Here is a 16,573-nt window from a genome sequence, read left to right on the forward strand (position 1 = left end):
TCGCATTCGTTCGTGACGCCGATTTTCGCAGTGTCTGCGTTTGTCTGCTTGCAGAGCGTGCAAATCGAAAAACATCGTGTCGGTGCGGCGCGCATATTGGGACACGCACCGGGCAGGCCGGTGCCTCACCACACTGAAAGGAGCAGAAATGTCGAAAGCGTCGAAAGTCGCCCTCGTCACGGGCGCCTCGGGCGGCATTGGCAAGGCCGTGGCTTTGCGTCTGGCAGCGGACGGATTCGCTGTGGTCGGCCACTATGCGGGCAATCCCGCCGGAGCCGATGCGCTCGTCACGGAAATCCTCGGGCGCGGCGGCGAGGCCGTCGCCGTCAAAGGCGACGTGAGCGAAGCCGCGGACGTCGATGCCCTCTACCGCCGCACGATGGACACGTTCGGCCGCCTCGATGCCGTCGTCCATTGCGCCGGCATCATGCCGCTCTCGCCGATCGTGCCGGAAGGACTCGACGTGTTCGACCGCACCATTCGCGTGAACCTGAGAGGCAGCTATCTGATCATGGCTCATGCACTCTCGCATCTGGGCGAAGGCGGGCGCATCGTCGCGTTTTCCAGCAGTGTCATCGCCAAGTCGTTTCCGGGCTATGGCGCCTATATCGCCTCGAAGGCGGGCGTCGACGGAATGGTGCGTGTGCTCGCCAACGAACTGCGCGGCAGGCACATTACCGTGAACGCCATCGCGCCCGGCCCCGTGGCGACCGAACTCTTCCTGAAGGGCAAGACCGAGGAACAGATCGAGCACCTCGCGCATCTCGCGCCGCTCGAGCGGCTTGGCGAGCCGAACGACATTGCGGGAACCGTGGCATTTCTGGTGGGCGACGACGGCGAATGGGTGAACGGCCAGATCGTGTACGTCAACGGCGGTTTTGCCTGACACTACGGGCGCTTTCGGAGCCAACGGCTTCGGAAGCGCCGGCTGCGTCTGCTTCCGCAGCCGTTGCATTGAGCGTGCCGCTTGCCACGAGATCGAACAGCGCCTGGCTGCTGGGCGACAGCGACCGTCCCTTCGCCCATACCATGTGCAGCGGCCGCACGATGTGCAGGTCTTCCACTTCGATGATGGTCAGCTCGCCGCGCCGCAATTCCTCCGTCACGCTGAGCGTCGAGATATAGGCGAGCGCGTGCTGGGAAAGCAGCATCCGCTTGATTGCTTCCGTGTCGCTCACCGACATCAGCGGCTCGATGTCGAGCCCCGCGCGGCGATACGCTTCTTCGATGATGGCGCGTGTGCCCGAGCCGGGCTCGCGCATGATGACGGCCTGATCCACGAGTTCCCGCGCGTGCAGCTTCGTGCCCGCGCAGGGATGCCCCGGCGCCGCGATTACGGCGATCTCGTCGGAGCCGATGCGCCGCGCGTGAAGAATGGAGTCGTCGAAAGGCCCCTCGATGAAGCCGATCGTGAACGTCAGATCCCGCAGTCCGGCTTCCACGCGTTCGGTGTTCGTGACCGTCAGGTCGATGGCAACCTGAGGGTGGCGCGCGTTGAACTGTGCGATCGCGTCGGGAACGAAGTACACGCCAAGCGTGCCGCTTGCGCCGATCTTCATGTGCCCCGAGCCGAGGCCGGCGAGTTCGGCCAGTTCCTTTTCGGCAGCGTCCGCCAGCGTGAAGATGCGGCTCGCGTACTCGTAGAGCAGCTTGCCGCCTTCGGTCAGGGCGACACCGCGCGGCAGGCGATCGAAGAGCATCATGCCGAGTCGATCTTCCAGCTCCCGAATCTCGCGCGTCACGGCCGGCTGGCTCACATGCAGTCGCTCCGCACCGGCGCTGATGCTGCCCGCACGAGCCACTTCGTAAAAGGCGAGCAGATGAGTGAAGTTCATAGGGGCTCAAAGACAAGGGACTGTGCTTGCCCAGCGCGGCCGGCCATTGGACGGGCTGGCTGGGCAGTGCGAACAGTGTGCAGCATAAGCGCTCAGCTACCGAAGTAGAGATTGCAGAAGCTCACGGGGCCGACGCAGGAGGCGGATGCGTGCGTGGCCGCGTGGTGGGGCATGCCGCTTGCGGCGGTGCCGTTCATCGGCGTGCCGCCCACGTCGCCGGCTGCCTGCTGCTGCTCGGCGGCGACCTTTGCTTCGGCAGCCTGAATGTCGGCGGGGTACTGCGGGTCGTTCGCGGTCGCCGGGTTATAGCCGGCTTGCTCGACGCGGATCAGGTCGGCGCGCACTTGCGCACGCGTGATGGGCGTCGTGCTTTGAGCGAAGCTCAGCGCGGGCGTAGCAAGGGTGCCGATAACGAGGGCGAGGCAGGCAAGCGTTTTCATGATGAGACTCCTTCAGTTGGTTTGAGCGCGAAACACGTTTCGCTGTTGACCGATCGCTGTTGACCAATACCGCACGGCTCGCCGAAGCGTGGGCGGCGCTTTCATGCCCACGTTTGCGGCGTGTCACTTCTGTTTACACCTGCGGGTCCAACTTATTCCCTGCGTGGTGCGGCAGATGTTGTGCCGTTCGACTGAGCCGGTTTTCGCCGGTGCGGCTATGGGTTGCGAGTCGATGAATGAAGGTTAGTGGAGCAACGCGCCTGCGAAAAATGCATTGTTTCGATGCTCGCCATGACACGCCGTTATGGCGTTCAGCTCGCCTGATTGTCGACGCCCGAAGGCCCCGCCTGCGGCTTGCGGCCATTGACGGTGTTGAGGTAATGCGCCAGCGCGTCGATCTGGTCCGGCGTAATGGGCGCGCCGAAGGCACTGCGCATCTTGTTGATTTCCACCTTCCATTCGCTCGTGGTGAGCGGCGGTTGCCGCAGCACCATGCCCGTGGAATGGCACATCACGCAGTTCGAGTTTGCGATGTCCACTCCAGGGCCCGGCGGAAACGTCGATTGTCCGGGCGGCAACGTCACGTTGAGGGCGCTCAGGTGCACCGGCGGCGCGATAGCGTCCTGGCGCGCCGCCTGCGCTGCGATGGATTCAGGAAGGTAGTGCCGGCCCGCCACGCCGAGCAGCGCGCCGAGCGTGACAGGTACCGCGAGCATCACCGCCATACGCTTCAGTCTTGCGTTCATGTTCTTGTTCCTTGTCAGGCCACGTCGAGCTGAATCGATTCGATCACGTTGCGCATGAAGCCGCCGCCGTTCCAGTTCGGGGTGGCGGGCTGAGCCTGCCCCGTCGAGTCGATGGCGCGCACCATCAGCGTCTGCGGGCCGCGCTGCGTGAAGCGTACGTTGGTCTGCCACTGGCGGAAGCTGTACTTGCCGTAGTCGTGTCCCAGCTGCGTATCGGCCCAGCTGTGCCCGCCATCCACGGACAACTGCACGCGCGCCAGCGCATTGATGCCGCCGAACGCAATGCCGCGCACGAGCGCCGATTGCCCTGTGCCCACCTTGTCGCCCGTCTTGAGGTTGGTGAAGAACGAGCGCGGCAGCATGCGGTTGATGGGAATCTGCGGCACGTCGGTCTCGCCGGGGCGCACGTTGGCGAAGTGATTGGCCGGAACCTTGTACGCCTTGGCCGTCCAGAAGTTGTCGTCGGGCGTGTCGAGCACGTCGATGTCGGTCACCATCTTCACCCAGTACGTGGCGTACCAGCCGGGCACCACGAGCCGCAGCGGATAGCCGTTGAGCAGCGGCAACGGCTCGCCGTTCATCGCATAGGCGAGCATGACTTCGCCGTCCCGCGCGTGGTCGATGTCGAGCGACTTGAGGAACTTCGGCGTTTGCGGAATCACGCCCGAATCGAGGCCGTTGAAGCGCACGGCGACCGCGTTGCCGCGCACGCCCGCGTGATCCAGCACGTCCTTGAGCCGCACGCCTTTCCATAGCGCATTGCCCATCGCACCGTTGCCCCACTGGCCGCCCGGCACGCGCGGGCTGAAGAAGCCGCGCGAATTGCCCGAGCATTGATTGACCGCCGCGATTTCGTAGCGCGGGAACCTGCGCATCAGGTCGTCGAGCGAAAGATTCAAGGTTCGCTTGACGGCACCATGAACGGCGACGCGGTAGGTGGCCGGATCGATGGAGGTGGGGATGTTGGCGAGATGCCAGCGCACGTAGAAGCGGTCGTTCGGCGTGAAGACGCCCTGGTCGAAAACGTCGAACGGTGTTTCGAGCAGCGGCGGGCGCGTGCGCTGCAGGATCACGCCGGATTTCTGCGGCAGGTCCGAGGTGAGCGGACGGCTGCCGTTTTCGAACGGCAACTCGATGGTGCCGCTTTGCGCGCCGCGCGCGAGCATGGGCGTCATGAACGCCGCGGCACCGAGCGCGCCAAGGCCGCTCAGCAGTCGGCGCCGGTGCGGCGAGAAGGGATCGTGATCGTGTTGGCTCATGAGGGGCTCCAGATCTGTTCGATGGGCAAAGCGCGTGTAGGAGGCGATACAGGCGACGGTACGTCGGTGCGGGCCGCGAGGCGGGCGGCGTTCAGGGTGACCGACACTGAACTTGCCACCATCAGCGCGGCTGCTGTGGCGGGTGAAACGAAACCGAAGACGGCGGCCGGAATTGCGAGCGCGTTGTAGACCACCGCGGCCGCGAGGTTCTGATGCATGGCGCGCGCGGTACGGCGCGCGAGCCGCAAGGCAAGGCCGAGTTTTTCCACGCCCGCGTCGACCAGCACGATCGACGCCGCGGCCATCGAAGCAGGCGAAGCGCTACCCACGGCGATGCCGACGTCGGCGGCGGCCAGCGCCGGCGCGTCGTTGAGCCCGTCGCCGACGAAGGCGACCGCGCCCTGTCGCGTACCTTGCTCGGCCACGATGTGTGCTGCTTTCTGCTCGGGTGTCTGCGCCGCGAAGAGGGGCGCGTCGCCCATGCCCACGGCCTGCGCGATGGCGTGCGCAACGTTGGGCCGGTCGCCCGTCAGCATGGCCACCGTTGCGCCGTGTGCGCGCAGCGAATCGACGGCGTGTCGGGCGCCCTCGCGCGGGCGGTCGGCGAAGCCGAGCATGCCGCGCCAGTGGCCGTCGCGGGCAACATGGACGGCGGTGTTCGCATCGTCGATATCGGGTACCGGCACGTCGTGGTTACGCAGGAACGCCGCGGAGCCGGCCAGAATGCGCTCGCCGTCGGCGCCTTGCCAGATCACGCCGGCGCCGGGCACCGCGCGCGAGGTGCCCGGCGGGGCGTCCACTGCGCAGGCGAGCCTGTCAGGCGCGACGAGCGCGCGAATGGCGGCTGCGATCGGATGCTCGCTGCCGCGTTCGGCGCGTGCCGCTTCTTCGATGAGATCCGCTTCGCCAACGTCGCGCGCGGCAAGCGCACGGACGAGCCGGGGCTTGCCCTCGGTCAGCGTGCCGGTTTTGTCGAGGAAGAACGTGGAGAGTTTGCCGGCCTTCTCGATGGCCTCGACGTCGCGAAACAGAATGCCTTCGCGCGCCGCGCGTCCCACGCCCGCGCTCAGCGCGAGCGGCACGGCCATGCCGAGCGCGCACGGGCAGGTGATGACGAGCACCGCGACGGCACGCGCGAGCGCGTCTGCCCACCCCATGCCCAGCAGACCGCCGGCGAGGAACACCAGCAACGCGACCATGGCGATGGCCGGAACGAGGCGGCGCGTGAAGCGCTCGGCGATGGCTTGCGAGGCCGTCTTGCGGGCGAGCATCGCGCGTACGCTTTTCGCGATCGCATCCACGCGCCGCTCGCCCCATCCGTATTTCACGCACACCAGCAGTTCGCCGTCGGCGTTGAGGGCGCCTGCCTCCACGAAGCTGCCGCGCCCCACGCCGACGAGTTCGCTTTCGCCCGTGAGCAGCGAACGATCGAGCGAAGACTGGCCGCCCGTGACGATGCCGTCGAGCGGCAGACGCTCGCCCGGCAGCACGCGAATGACGCTGCCGCGCGCGACGCGCTTCGCGAGCACCACGGTTTGTGCGCCGTCGGCCGCCAGCACGCGTGCGGTTTGCGCAGGCAGATCGAGCAGGGTGCGAACGGCGTCGGACATGCGGCTGCGCACGCGCAGTTCGAGCCAGCGGCCAGCCAGCAGGAAGGTGACGATCATGGCCGCCGAATCGAAATAGACCACCGGTTCGCCGCGCGCCACGCGCCAGACGGACAGCAGGAACGACGCGCTCGTCCCCATTGCGACGAGGCAGTCCATGCCGGGCACGCGCGCCCGCAAGGTTCGCCACGCAGCCTTGAAAAACGGCTGCGCGCAATAGCCAACGACGGGCAGTGTGGCGACGCCGGCGAGTACGGCGAGCCCGTAGCGAATGCGCTCGGGCACCGTGGCAGCCGTGGTGAAGTAAAGCGTGGTTTGCGCCGTCATCACCCACATCGAGCAAAAAGCGGCGATGACGAGGCGGACGGTGAGGTCATCGAGCAGCGCGGCCGTATGCGCACGCCGGTCCGGCGTCTCGCTTTCGGGCACGCATTCGTAGCCGAGCTTCGCCGCGGCGGCGAGCAAATGGCCGAGCGAGGTGCGGCGCGGGTCCCATTCGAGCGTCGCGGATTCGGAGGCGAAGCTCACCCGTGCGTCGAGCGTGCCGGGCTGGCGTTGCAGCACGCGTTCGAGCGCGTTCGCACAGCTCGTGCACCACATGCCGCGCACGTCGAGCGTCGCGCTGTCGGGCGCAGCCGACGCGTCGCGTGCAACGGGTGCCATGGCGGCGGGCTCACTCATGGCCGCTTCAGCTCGTCTTCGCCGGCCCACGGGGTCGTGCGGTTGCCTATGGCCGTCCGCTCGGCTTTCACGACGTCCGCGCTCAACGCCGGCGAGTGGTTGCCGAAGCTCGAGCGCACATGCGAGGCGACGGCCGCAATCTCCTCGTTGCTCAGCGTGGTGCCGAAAGCCGGCATCGATCCGTTGAAGGTGCTGCCCGCCACCATGATCTTGCCCGTGACGCCGAGCAGCAGGATGCGGGCCACGACCTTCGGGTCGCCGTTCACCCACTCCGAGCCCGCAAGCGGTGGAAAGACGCCCGGCAGACCCGCGCCCGTGGCCTGGTGACACGAGGCGCAGCGGCTCGCGAAGATCAGGGCGCCGTTGGGCGCGCCTTGAGCCGCGGCAACGGTGCCTGCGGCGCCTGGCGTGGCACTGGGCTCTGCGGTCGAACTCGAACCGAGCGCGGGATTCAGCAGGAAGTAGCTCACGCCCCAGACCGCCAGCGCGGCGGCCACGAGGCCGAGCAGCCAGGGCACCGGGTTGCTGCGCTCGACCGGTTCCGCATGCTCGCGCGCGCGGACGGCATTGGCGTTGTCTTGCTCGCTCATTTCATTGCTCCCGACGGATCGGCCGGAGCCGGATAGGTGTGATTGAGGGCCGTGAGATAGGCGACGAGATCGAGTGCGTCCTGCGACGCCACGACCTGCCTGCCGTTGGTCGGCGCGAATTTCGGCGGCAGTTGCACGACGACGTCACCCGGCTTCGTGTGATCCACCACCTTGAACAGGAACGGATAGGCCGGCATCACGCTGCCCGGCGTCACGGCGCGCGGTTGATAGAGGTGCGCGAGGTGCCATGCATCGCTCGGCTGGCGGGCGCCGATGTTGAAGAGATCGGGCCCCGTGCGCGATACGCCGAGCAGGTGCGGATAGTCATAGACATAGTCTGCGGGCACGGAGGGGCGTCCCCATCCGCGCAGTTCGTCCGGCCCGAGCGACGAGGCGCGCGGCTGCTGCGAATGGCAGTAGACGCAGCCCATGTTCACGTAGGTGGCGCGCCCGCGCAGTTGCGCGAGGGTGTAGGGCTTGAGCGGCTCGGGCGGCGCTTCGTCGCGCAGTTGCCGGTACGGAAGCGCGACGAGCACGAGCGTCGCCATGGCCAGCATGATGAGCGAACCGATTACGACAGTGAGGACGCGGTTCATGTCAGGCTCCCATCGAGATCGCGTGGCGAGCCGGCGCCGCGTCGGAACGCGCGCTCTGCCGGCCGAAGACGAGCGCGAAGAAGTGATACGCGAACACGAAGTGGCCGGCCGTCATGAGCGCGCCGCCCAGCGTGCGAGCCTCCAGATACGGCGTGAGAACTTCCACGGATGCCATGAACGGACGCGCGGGATCGAGCAGCGCGATGCCTTGCAGCACGCCGCCGATCGTGAGCGAAACGAAGTAGATGGCAAAGCCGATGGCCGCGAGCCAGAAGTGCAGCCAGATGAGTTTCGGGTAAGGCCATTCGCGTTCGAGCACGCGCGGCATCGCGAAGTAGATCGAGCCGAACATGATCATCGAGAAGAACCCGTAGAGACCGAGGTGCGCGTGTGCCACCTTGTACTGCGTGAAGTGCACGAGCCGGTTGAAGAACGGCAAGGCCTCCAGCGACCCCTGCAACGACACGAGCGTGTACAGCGCGGCGCCCAGCACGACGAAGCGCAGCGTGGGCGAATGCTTCAGCGCGCCGAAGTGGCCCGCCACCGTCATGTGATGGTTCACGCCGACGGCCAGCACGGGGACAATCATCATCACGCTCTGCACGACGGAAACGCTTTGCAGCCATTGCGGCACCGGGCCGCCCAGCAGGTGATGAATGCCGGCCTGGCTGTAGAACATTGCGAGCGCCCAGAAGCCGACGAGCGAGAGCGCGTACGAATAGATGGGCCGCCCGAGCACCTTCGCGATGAAGTAGTAGGCGGCGGCAAGTCCGATCGGCGTGAGCCACAGGCCAAGCACGTTGTGCGCGAACCACCAGTTGACGATGGCCTGCTCCACGCCGAAGTGCACGCCCGGCACCTTCGCGACGATGTAGAGAATGGGAAACCACAGCAGCGCGGCGGCGAGATACCACACGGAAACGTAGAGGTGGTGCGTGGTGCGCCGTGCGATGGTCATGAGGAGCGGCACCGCCACGAGCGCGCCGCCCACGGCGAGCAGGATGCCGATCTGCCAGGGAATTTCGAGCCATTGCAGGCCGTCGGTCCACCCCGAGAGAATGGCGGCGATGCCCGCGGCGAGGCCGGCATTCCAGAGCCAGGCGCCGGCAATCGCGAAACGTTCGCCCGCGAGTTGTGTCTTGAGCAGGCGCGGCAGCATCCAGAGGGAGATGCCGATGCCTGCCATGGAGGCCCACCCGTACACCACCATGTTCAGATGCGCGGTGCGCACGCGGCCGAACGTGAGCCAGGCGGACTGCGTGAGAAAGTCCGGCGAGGTGAGCTTCTGCGAAGCGATCAGGCCCGCCACGGAACCCAGCAACAGCCAGAACACCGAGGAGCACAGAAAGACGAAGGCCGGCCCCCGGCTCGATGCGTCCTGCTGCGCGCGTTCCTCAAGTTCGCGGCTCAGTGCGGGCGAATGGCCGAGGCCGGCCGGCGCGCCGTGCACTGCGGCCTGCTGAAGGGCTTCGCGATGCGATGCAGAAAGAGCCGGGTCTTCGGTCTGTCCCACTTCGCCTTCGGCGAAGATCACCTCGGCGGCATCGGGCCCGGCTCGCATCAAGCCGTTCATTTGTGCCCAGAGGAACAGAAAGAGTCCAAGCACGGAAATCAGAAACGACAGCGCGAGCAGCGTGCCAATCGTAAAGTTCATTGCGACAAAGCTCCTCGTTGAGATGAATGCGCGGCGTGAGCGCGTAAAGCGTCCCCCTCGAGCGGCAAGGGCTCGATGGTGTGCGTCGGGAGAGGGGCGAACGGATGCGGCTACGGTCTGAAACAGGGCGCTACGGCGAGAGCGAGTATAGGTAGCGCTATCGCGCTTGTAATATTCAAATTCGTCATCGCTGGCATACCTTTTTGGTATCGCATGGTCGTCAACGGTGTGGCGGCACGCCATATCGCACGACACGCTTCACGCGAAAGGCACGCCTGTCCTACGTCGCCAGCATGCACCTTGTCTCTGCCCGTGCGCTTTCACTTCGAACCGTTGCCTTTGCGATTTGCACGGCGGCCGCCGCCGCGCCGTTCGTCACGTTGCGGGCCCACCTATACGGACGTATAGAACGTCTCATCTGTTCGCCGCCGCAGCGTGCGCGATGGCTGCGCGCGACTAAACCTTCATATGACGCGATCAAACCATCGGCGGGTCTGAGCCACCCTTTCATGGCTTCGGGCAACCCTTTTGTACGGCTGGTTCGGCGCAGCGGGTTTCGATACCTTGTGTTCACCGCGCCGCCGTGCCCGCGCGCAATGGTTCACGATCCCAGGTAGCCAGTCATGATTCTCTCGTCACCGAAACTTTCCGAATCCGCCGCCCCGGCCGTCTCGGCCTCCCATGCCGTGGCGTTCGCCGCCTCGCGGCCGGTGTCCAGTCCGATCAGTGCCGAGCGCGCGTGGCGCGATCCGGGCGCAACTGCCTGTGATGCCGACGCCGACATCGCGCTCTCCCGCTGGACGCGCAACGCGGCGCAATCGCTCGAAGTGGTCAACGACGGCAGCGCGCGCTGGCACTGCATCGGCATCAACCTGAAGTGCACCACGCTGACGTTCTCGCATGCCGGCCGCACGCTCGTGCAAGGGCGCGTGACGGCAGGCGCCGCGCAGATCACGGCACCCGGCGTGGCGTGCCGCGCAGTGTTCGATGCGCCGAGCGACGTGCTGCATCTCTTCGCGTCGCAACCAGTGTTCGCGGAATGCTACGAAGACCTGTTCGGCCGTCCCTGTGCGGGCGATATCGTCATCGACGATCCGCGTCTCGTACGCGACCCCGCACTCGAACGGCTGGGCCAGGCGCTTGCCGTGTCGCACACGCAGGATGCCACGCTCGGCAAGGTATTCGCCGACAGCGTGAGCCTTGCGATCGTGTCGCGCGTCGTCGCGCGGCACTTCGCGGTCGACGGGCGCGACGCGCGGGGCGCCGCGGCGCTGCCGCCGTGGCGCATGCGGCGCACGGTCGAATACATCGACGCGCACCTTGCCGATTCGATTGGCCTGGCCGACATGGCGCAGAGCGCGGGGCTCACGCGCATGCATTTCGCGGCGCAGTTCCGCCGCGCGACCGGACTGCGTCCGCACGAATACCTGATGCGGCGACGCATCGAGCACGCGCAGCAGTTGTTGCTCGAAACGCGCCACGGCGTGCTGGACGTTGCGCTTAGCTGCGGCTTTCGCTCGCAGGCTCACTTCACGACGGTGTTCAAACGCTTTGTCGGCGAGACCCCTTACTGCTGGAGGATGAAGGCACATGTCGATCGATGAGCAGATCCCCACGTTCCTCGCGATCAGCGAGGCCTTTTTTCGCATGGCCGGCAGCGCTTCGCCGGCGAAGCATGGATGGCTTTCGGCCGAACCGCTTCTGAGCGTGCGGATGCCGTGCTGCGGTTTCCGTGTAGACGACGCCAGCCGGATGGGACGCACGGCGAGCGACGACACGCCGGCCGCCCAGCGTGCCTGAGCGATTCAATCTATCGACACAACGAGGACGGCAATGGACTTCCCTGCAAGCGTGATACCGGTGGATCCCTGGACGCAGACGCTGGGTCTGCTTTCCCAACTCTGCGGCGGCGATGCGCGGCCCGCGGCGCGCGCACGCGACACCTCGCCTGCGCGCAAGGTGAATTCCGCGACCCGGCTTGCAGCCGGGTCCGCAACAGCGTTGGCCGCGAGTGCGCAGTCTGCCGGCGCCGTGCGCCGCTCGGTCTCGTTGAGCGTGATCGAGCGCCCAACGTCGACCACCGTGACCATCGCCTGGCGCGATTCGACTCACTGCTCGTATGGCGACCAGCTCTGGCATGTCTCGCACGCGCGCAGAAGCGGCATCTGCGTCATGAGCGGCCGGGCAATCCGGCGCGGCGACCTCGTCTACCAGCCGCGGCGCAGCCGCCCCAGGCCGCTCAACGACGGCGCGATGATTCTGGCTTCGGTGCTCTGCGAGGTGGAAGCGGATTGACCGGCCGGGCGTCCGGTGCTCAGCGCCCGGAGCCCGGAGCGGGTCACTCGCCCGCTCGCGCCGTCCCCACGACCTCGCCGCGAAAGACCGAATACTGGTAAAGGTTGTAGCCGATCATCACCGGGAAGACGAAGCCGATGCCGATCAGCATGAACACGAGCGTGGCCGTGTCGGATGCGGCCTGAAGAATGCCGAGCTTGCCGGGCACGAAGTCGGGATAGACGCTCACCGCGAGACCGGTGAAAGAGACCACGAAGAGCGTGATGGCAGCGCGAAACGGCCCGCGCGGGCTACCAAGATAAAGCGACCCGACGAGCCACGCGAACGAAAGCGCCGCGCACGCGGCCAGCACCGCAAGCAGCGGGAAGACGCCGGGCGCGAGCCACCGCTCGCGTCCCACCGCGCTGCCGGCCCAGGTGGCCGCAGTCAGTGCAGCGGCGGCCGCAACGGTCAGCACGGCGCTCAACAGCGCGATGCGCCGCGCCCACTGTTCGAGCGAACCAACCGTTTTCTTCGCGAGATAAGTTGCGCCGAGCAACGCATAACCGGTCACCACGCCGATTGCCGCCACGATGGAAAACGCCATGCCGAACGCGCCCGGCACAAGGCCGGTGACGATCCTGCCCAGCACGATGCCCTGCGAAATCGCGGCCACGAGACTGCCCAGGCCGAACACCGCATCCCACGCCGGCCCATGCCGGCCGCCGTGGCGAAACTCGATGGCCGCGCCGCGCATGATGAGCCCGGCGATCATCGTCATCACGGGCACGTAGAGGCTCTGCATCAGCAGCGCGTAGGCGGCCGGAAAGGCGCCGAACAGCGCGCCTCCCACCACGACGAGCCAGGTCTCGTTCGCATCCCACACGTGGCCGATCGTCTCGACCATCACGTCGCGGTCGTCGCGGCTGCTTTTGAGCAAGGTGAGCATGCCGACGCCGAGATCGAAACCATCGGTCACGACGTAGAAAACGAGCATCAGGCCAATCAGCGCGAACCACGTGAAGGCCAGGATGAAATGAGCGGAGGTGTTCATGGGCAATTCGCCCGGGTGGGCGTGCAAGGAGTCAATAGTCGGCGATCGTGGCCCGCTCGCGGATGGCGCGGGCGCGAGGCAATGCGCAGGTCAGGTCGGGGCCGGTCTTCAACCAGCGGCGCGCAAGCGCGAAGAACGTGACGAGCAGCGTCACGTAGAACGCGGCGAACATCGCGAGGCTTCCCGCCACGGAGCCCGGCGGCACGGCGGATGCGGCCTCGCTCGTGCGCAACAGCCCGTAGATCACCCACGGTTGCCGGCCCACCTCGCGCACGATCCAGCCGGCTTCCACTGCGACGTAGGGCAGCGGAATGCAGAGCACCCACGCCATCAACAGCCTGCGCCTCGCGAGCAGCCGGGCCAGGTCGCCTCGCGCGTGGTACAGGGCGTACATCGTCCACACCGCGAGCAACGCCAGCACGAAGCCGATGCCGGCCATCGCGCGGAAGGCGTAATAGATGAGCGGAATCATCGGCGGCTGGTCGGCGCGCGGGAAGTCGGCGAGACCTTTCACCTGGCCGTGCAACGAGTGCGTGCCGATGAGGCTGAGCAGCCCCGGTATTTCAATCGACCAGTCGTTGCGCTGTTGCTGCTGATCGGGCCAGGCCACCAGCGACCACGGCGCGCCGGTGCCGGGCGCGTTGGTAGTCCAATGGCCTTCGATGGCGGCGCCTTTCGCCGGCTGCGTCGCGAATACGCTGACGCCGCTCGAATCGCCCAGCCAGATCTGGAGCGGCGCCACGACGACGAGCACAGCGAGAGCCAGCTTGAACGAACGCGCAAAAAACGCGGGATGCCGGCGGCGAAGCAACTGCCAGGCAGAGATGCCGGCGATCACGACCATGCCGGTTTCCATCGCGGCAACCCACATGTGCGAGACGCCCCACGCCATGTCCGGATTGAAGATGGCGGCGAGGTAGTCGGTCACCACCAGCTTGCCGTCCACCACCTTCACGCCGGCAGGCGTTTGCATCCAGGAGTTGGCCACCATGATCCAGAACGCGGAGATAGAGGAGCCCAGCGCGACCATCGACGTGGCGAAGAGATGGACCCGGGGCGACACGCGGCCCCAGCCGAGCATCATCACGCCGACGAATCCCGCTTCGAGCATGAACGCCATCGCGCCTTCGAAGCCCAGGATGTTGCCGAAGAACGACCCGCTGAACTGCGCAAAGCCGGCCCAGTTCGTGCCGAACTGGAACTCCATCGGAATGCCGCTCACCACGCCGACCGCGAAATTGAGCACGAGCAGCCGGCTCCAGAAGCGGGCATGGCGATAGTAGAGCGCGTCGCCGGTTCGAACCCACAGTGCTTCCACGAGCAGCAGGAACGCCGAAAGGCTGATGGTGAGGATGGGCCACAGAATGTGGAAGATCGCGGTCAGCGCGAACTGTGCGCGCGAGAGGCCGACGACGTCACTGAGCATGACCGTGCTCCCCGGCGTCGAGCGCCACGGCGAATGCTGCGGAGTCCGGCCCCACGGCGGCGGCGCGAATCACCTTGACCGGCACCGACTTGTACGAGGGCGTGCGGCTCTGCGGATCGAACGCATCCAGCGGCACGAGCGGGTTCGCTTCAGGGTAGTAGGCGCCGCAGCAGCCGTCGGGCAGCGAGTATTCGATCACCTTGAAGCCGCGCACGATGCGTTCGATGCCGTCGATCGAGAGCGCGACGATGTCCACCCGTTCGCCCGGATGCAGATTGCGCCGGCTCAATTCGCGCGGATTCATGAACACGACGTCGCGCTGCCCGAACACGCCGCGATAGCGGTCCGAGTGCGAGTAGAGCGTCGTGTTGTACTGGTCGTGGCTGCGCATGGTCGTGAGGCGCAGCGCGTCGGGGTCGTCATGATGCAGGTCTTCGTCCAGACCGCTGAACACGAGAAAATTCGCGCGGCCGCTCGGCGTGGCCCACACGCGTTCGCGCGCCGTGGAAGCCAGATGGAAGCCGCCCGGCACGCGAATGCGTTCGTTGTAGGCCTGGAAGATCGGAAACACGGTTTCGATGGCGTCGCGAATGCGATCGTAGTTCGCAACCAGTTGCTCCCAGGGCACGCGCGACGCGTGGCCCATCGCCGCGCGCGCCATGCCCGCGACGATGGCCGATTCGCTGCGAAGGTGGTCCGAGGCAGGCGCGTTACGCCCCGCGGACGCGTGGACCATCGACATCGAATCTTCCACGGTGATGGACTGCGGTCCTTCGGCCTGAATGTCGATTTCGGTGCGGCCCAGGCACGGCAGGATGAGCGCTTGCCTGCCGTGCACGAGATGGCTGCGGTTCAACTTGGTTGCCACATGCACGGTGAGGTCGAGCCTGCGCATCGCGCCCTGCACGCGGACCCAATCCGGCACGGCCGCCGCGAAGTTACCGCCGAGCGCGACGAACACGCGCGCATAGCCGCGCATCATCGAGTCGATGGAGGCCAGCACATCGTGGCCGTGCGCGGCGGGCGCACGAAAGCCGAAGGCGCGTTCGATGCCGTCGATCAGCGCGGGCGTGGGTTTCTCGGTGATCCCGACGGTGCGGTTGCCCTGCACGTTCGAATGTCCGCGAACGGGACAGATGCCCGCGCCGGGGCGGCCGATATTGCCGCGCAACAGCGCGAGGTTCGCGATCTGCTGGACGTTCTCCGTACCGCGCCGATGCTGCGTGAGTCCCATGCCGTAGACCAGAATCACGTTCTGCGCATTCATGTAGACCTGCGCGGCGTTCGTGATGTCCGCTTGCGAGAGCCCGGCGCAGCGTTCTATCGCGTCCCACGGCGTGGCGCGCAGGTCTGCGAGCAACGCGTCGATGCCGGCCGTATGGCCGGCGATGAACGTGGTGTCGAGAATGCGTGGCGCGCCTGCGGCGAGTGCGGCATCGTCCGCTTCCACGATCGCCTTCATCATGCCCTTGAGCACGGCGACGTCGCCGCCCACCCGCACCTGATACAGGAACGTGCTGATCGGCGTGGAGCCGAGCGTCGCCATTTCGAGCGGGTCTTGCGGTGCGGCGAAGCGTTCGAGCGCGCGCTCGCGAAACGGATTGAACGAGACGATCTTCGCGCCCCGGCGCGACGCCGCATGCAGATCGCTCATCATGCGCGGGCTGTTCGTGCCGGGGTTTTGCCCGAAGATGAAGATGGCGTCGGCGTGTGCGAAGTCTTCGAGCAGCACCGTGCCTTTGCCGACGCCGATGGATTGCGGAAGTCCCACGCTCGTCGCCTCGTGGCACATGTTCGAGCAGTCGGGAAAATTGTTCGTGCCGAACTCGCGCACGAAGAGCTGATAAAGGAATGCGGCTTCGTTGGAGGCGCGCCCGGAGGTGTAGAAGTCGGCCTGATCGGGGTGGTCGAGCGCATTCAGGTGCTTGCCGATCAGCGCGAACGCGGCGTCCCACTCGATGGGCACGTAGCGGTCCGAGGCGCTGTCGTAGACCATCGGGTGCGTGAGGCGCCCGGCCATTTCGAGATCGTAGTCGTCCCAGGTTTCGAGTTCCGCCACGCTGTGCGCGGCGAAAAACGCCGGCGTGCAACGCTTCGCCGTGGCCTCCCAGGCCACGGCCTTGGCGCCGTTCTCGCAAAACTCGAACGACGACGTGTGTTTGGGGTCGGGCCACGCGCAGCCGGGGCAGTCGAATCCTTCAGGCTGGTTCATGTGCAGCAGCGTCTTTGCACCGGACACGGCGATGCCCTGCACCGCGAGCGCCTCGCCCGTCGCCTTGAGCGCGCCCCATCCGCCGGCGGGTTCGCTGTAGATCCGTACGACTTTCTTGCGGGCCATGTCAGATTCCTTGTTCCGTTCGACTCGATCCTCGCTGATCGGCGCCGGATGGGATTGAGGCATCGCCGTGCGC

At 66.5% G+C, this 16,573-nt stretch carries 15 protein-coding genes; 4 read left to right on the forward strand and 11 right to left on the reverse strand.

Annotated elements, in window-relative coordinates:
* The first annotated feature begins 148 nt into the window (after window positions 1-148).
* A complete protein-coding gene (locus PXJ20_RS14300) occupies window positions 149-886 on the forward strand; it encodes an SDR family oxidoreductase (RefSeq protein ID WP_277599205.1) in 738 nt (245 codons plus the stop codon).
* On the opposite strand, the gene PXJ20_RS14305 is transcribed toward PXJ20_RS14300, so the two are convergent.
* From PXJ20_RS14305 to PXJ20_RS14340, 8 genes are all read right to left on the reverse strand, one after another.
* Complete coding sequence (locus PXJ20_RS14305) at window positions 867-1,835, reverse strand: LysR family transcriptional regulator (protein ID WP_421031349.1); 969 nt, start codon at window positions 1,833-1,835, stop codon at window positions 867-869. The genes PXJ20_RS14300 and PXJ20_RS14305 overlap by 20 nt on opposite strands.
* Window positions 1,836-1,927: 92 nt before the next feature.
* Window positions 1,928-2,275 (reverse strand): DUF4148 domain-containing protein, encoded by a 348-nt coding sequence (locus PXJ20_RS14310; protein WP_421031348.1) that lies wholly within the window; start codon window positions 2,273-2,275, stop codon window positions 1,928-1,930.
* A gap of 311 nt (window positions 2,276-2,586) precedes the next feature.
* Window positions 2,587-3,021 (reverse strand): c-type cytochrome, encoded by a 435-nt coding sequence (locus PXJ20_RS14315; protein ID WP_421031347.1) that lies wholly within the window; start codon window positions 3,019-3,021, stop codon window positions 2,587-2,589.
* Between the two features lie 14 nt (window positions 3,022-3,035).
* Window positions 3,036-4,280, reverse strand: coding sequence for a molybdopterin-dependent oxidoreductase (locus PXJ20_RS14320; protein ID WP_421031346.1), 1,245 nt, complete (start codon window positions 4,278-4,280; stop codon window positions 3,036-3,038).
* Window positions 4,277-6,568, reverse strand: a complete 2,292-nt coding sequence (locus tag PXJ20_RS14325) for a heavy metal translocating P-type ATPase (RefSeq protein ID WP_421031345.1) — start codon at window positions 6,566-6,568, stop codon at window positions 4,277-4,279. The genes PXJ20_RS14320 and PXJ20_RS14325 overlap by 4 nt, the downstream gene beginning before the upstream one ends.
* A complete protein-coding gene (locus PXJ20_RS14330; RefSeq protein WP_421031344.1) occupies window positions 6,565-7,158 on the reverse strand; it encodes a c-type cytochrome in 594 nt (197 codons plus the stop codon). Before PXJ20_RS14330 ends, PXJ20_RS14325 begins: the two co-directional genes overlap by 4 nt.
* Window positions 7,155-7,754 (reverse strand): cbb3-type cytochrome c oxidase subunit II, encoded by a 600-nt coding sequence (locus PXJ20_RS14335; protein WP_421031343.1) that lies wholly within the window; start codon window positions 7,752-7,754, stop codon window positions 7,155-7,157. Before PXJ20_RS14335 ends, PXJ20_RS14330 begins: the two co-directional genes overlap by 4 nt.
* Window position 7,755: 1 nt before the next feature.
* Complete coding sequence (locus PXJ20_RS14340) at window positions 7,756-9,408, reverse strand: cbb3-type cytochrome c oxidase subunit I (protein ID WP_421031342.1); 1,653 nt, start codon at window positions 9,406-9,408, stop codon at window positions 7,756-7,758.
* 623 nt (window positions 9,409-10,031) lie between these two features.
* On the opposite strand from PXJ20_RS14340, the gene PXJ20_RS14345 reads away from it, so the two are divergent.
* From PXJ20_RS14345 to PXJ20_RS14355, 3 genes are read left to right on the forward strand one after another with little or no spacing between them, the layout of a single operon-like run.
* Window positions 10,032-11,012, forward strand: a complete 981-nt coding sequence (locus tag PXJ20_RS14345; RefSeq protein WP_421031341.1) for a helix-turn-helix domain-containing protein — start codon at window positions 10,032-10,034, stop codon at window positions 11,010-11,012.
* Window positions 10,999-11,208, forward strand: a complete 210-nt coding sequence (locus PXJ20_RS14350; protein ID WP_421031340.1) for a hypothetical protein — start codon at window positions 10,999-11,001, stop codon at window positions 11,206-11,208. Before PXJ20_RS14345 ends, PXJ20_RS14350 begins: the two co-directional genes overlap by 14 nt.
* Window positions 11,209-11,241: 33 nt before the next feature.
* Complete coding sequence (locus PXJ20_RS14355) at window positions 11,242-11,703, forward strand: DUF3331 domain-containing protein (protein WP_421031339.1); 462 nt, start codon at window positions 11,242-11,244, stop codon at window positions 11,701-11,703.
* A 43-nt stretch (window positions 11,704-11,746) separates the two neighbouring features.
* Here PXJ20_RS14355 and PXJ20_RS14360 read toward each other — a convergent pair whose 3' ends face one another.
* The 3 genes from PXJ20_RS14360 to PXJ20_RS14370 are packed head-to-tail and all read right to left on the reverse strand — an operon-like array spanning window position 11,747 to window position 16,500.
* Window positions 11,747-12,736 carry a cytochrome d ubiquinol oxidase subunit II gene (locus PXJ20_RS14360; RefSeq protein WP_421031338.1) on the reverse strand — a complete coding sequence of 330 codons (990 nt, stop codon included), beginning with the start codon at window positions 12,734-12,736 and terminating at the stop codon, window positions 11,747-11,749.
* A gap of 31 nt (window positions 12,737-12,767) precedes the next feature.
* Window positions 12,768-14,162: a cytochrome ubiquinol oxidase subunit I gene (locus tag PXJ20_RS14365; RefSeq protein WP_421031337.1), complete on the reverse strand. Its 1,395-nt coding sequence runs from the start codon at window positions 14,160-14,162 to the stop codon at window positions 12,768-12,770.
* Window positions 14,152-16,500 carry an FdhF/YdeP family oxidoreductase gene (locus PXJ20_RS14370; RefSeq protein ID WP_421031336.1) on the reverse strand — a complete coding sequence of 783 codons (2,349 nt, stop codon included), beginning with the start codon at window positions 16,498-16,500 and terminating at the stop codon, window positions 14,152-14,154. The genes PXJ20_RS14365 and PXJ20_RS14370 overlap by 11 nt, the downstream gene beginning before the upstream one ends.
* Window positions 16,501-16,573: the final 73 nt, after the last annotated feature.

Origin of the sequence: Paraburkholderia sp. A1RI_3L, from assembly GCF_048957895.1 — a bacterium.
Lineage (GTDB): Bacteria > Pseudomonadota > Gammaproteobacteria > Burkholderiales > Burkholderiaceae > Paraburkholderia > Paraburkholderia kururiensis.

What these genes read in the sequence shown, in the direction of transcription:
- PXJ20_RS14330 (WP_421031344.1), bottom strand. Translation starts at nt 7,158, where the DNA reads ATGAGCGAGCAAGACAACGCCAATGCCGTCCGCGCGCGCGAGCATGCG.
- PXJ20_RS14350 (WP_421031340.1), top strand. Translation starts at nt 10,999, where the DNA reads ATGTCGATCGATGAGCAGATCCCCACGTTCCTCGCGATCAGCGAGGCC.
- PXJ20_RS14335 (WP_421031343.1), bottom strand. Translation starts at nt 7,754, where the DNA reads ATGAACCGCGTCCTCACTGTCGTAATCGGTTCGCTCATCATGCTGGCC.
- PXJ20_RS14340 (WP_421031342.1), bottom strand. Translation starts at nt 9,408, where the DNA reads ATGAACTTTACGATTGGCACGCTGCTCGCGCTGTCGTTTCTGATTTCC.
- PXJ20_RS14305 (WP_421031349.1), bottom strand. Translation starts at nt 1,835, where the DNA reads ATGAACTTCACTCATCTGCTCGCCTTTTACGAAGTGGCTCGTGCGGGC.
- PXJ20_RS14355 (WP_421031339.1), top strand. Translation starts at nt 11,242, where the DNA reads ATGGACTTCCCTGCAAGCGTGATACCGGTGGATCCCTGGACGCAGACG.
- PXJ20_RS14315 (WP_421031347.1), bottom strand. Translation starts at nt 3,021, where the DNA reads ATGAACGCAAGACTGAAGCGTATGGCGGTGATGCTCGCGGTACCTGTC.
- PXJ20_RS14345 (WP_421031341.1), top strand. Translation starts at nt 10,032, where the DNA reads ATGATTCTCTCGTCACCGAAACTTTCCGAATCCGCCGCCCCGGCCGTC.
- PXJ20_RS14370 (WP_421031336.1), bottom strand. Translation starts at nt 16,500, where the DNA reads ATGGCCCGCAAGAAAGTCGTACGGATCTACAGCGAACCCGCCGGCGGA.
- PXJ20_RS14325 (WP_421031345.1), bottom strand. Translation starts at nt 6,568, where the DNA reads ATGAGTGAGCCCGCCGCCATGGCACCCGTTGCACGCGACGCGTCGGCT.
- PXJ20_RS14320 (WP_421031346.1), bottom strand. Translation starts at nt 4,280, where the DNA reads ATGAGCCAACACGATCACGATCCCTTCTCGCCGCACCGGCGCCGACTG.
- PXJ20_RS14300 (WP_277599205.1), top strand. Translation starts at nt 149, where the DNA reads ATGTCGAAAGCGTCGAAAGTCGCCCTCGTCACGGGCGCCTCGGGCGGC.
- PXJ20_RS14310 (WP_421031348.1), bottom strand. Translation starts at nt 2,275, where the DNA reads ATGAAAACGCTTGCCTGCCTCGCCCTCGTTATCGGCACCCTTGCTACG.
- PXJ20_RS14360 (WP_421031338.1), bottom strand. Translation starts at nt 12,736, where the DNA reads ATGAACACCTCCGCTCATTTCATCCTGGCCTTCACGTGGTTCGCGCTG.
- PXJ20_RS14365 (WP_421031337.1), bottom strand. Translation starts at nt 14,162, where the DNA reads ATGCTCAGTGACGTCGTCGGCCTCTCGCGCGCACAGTTCGCGCTGACC.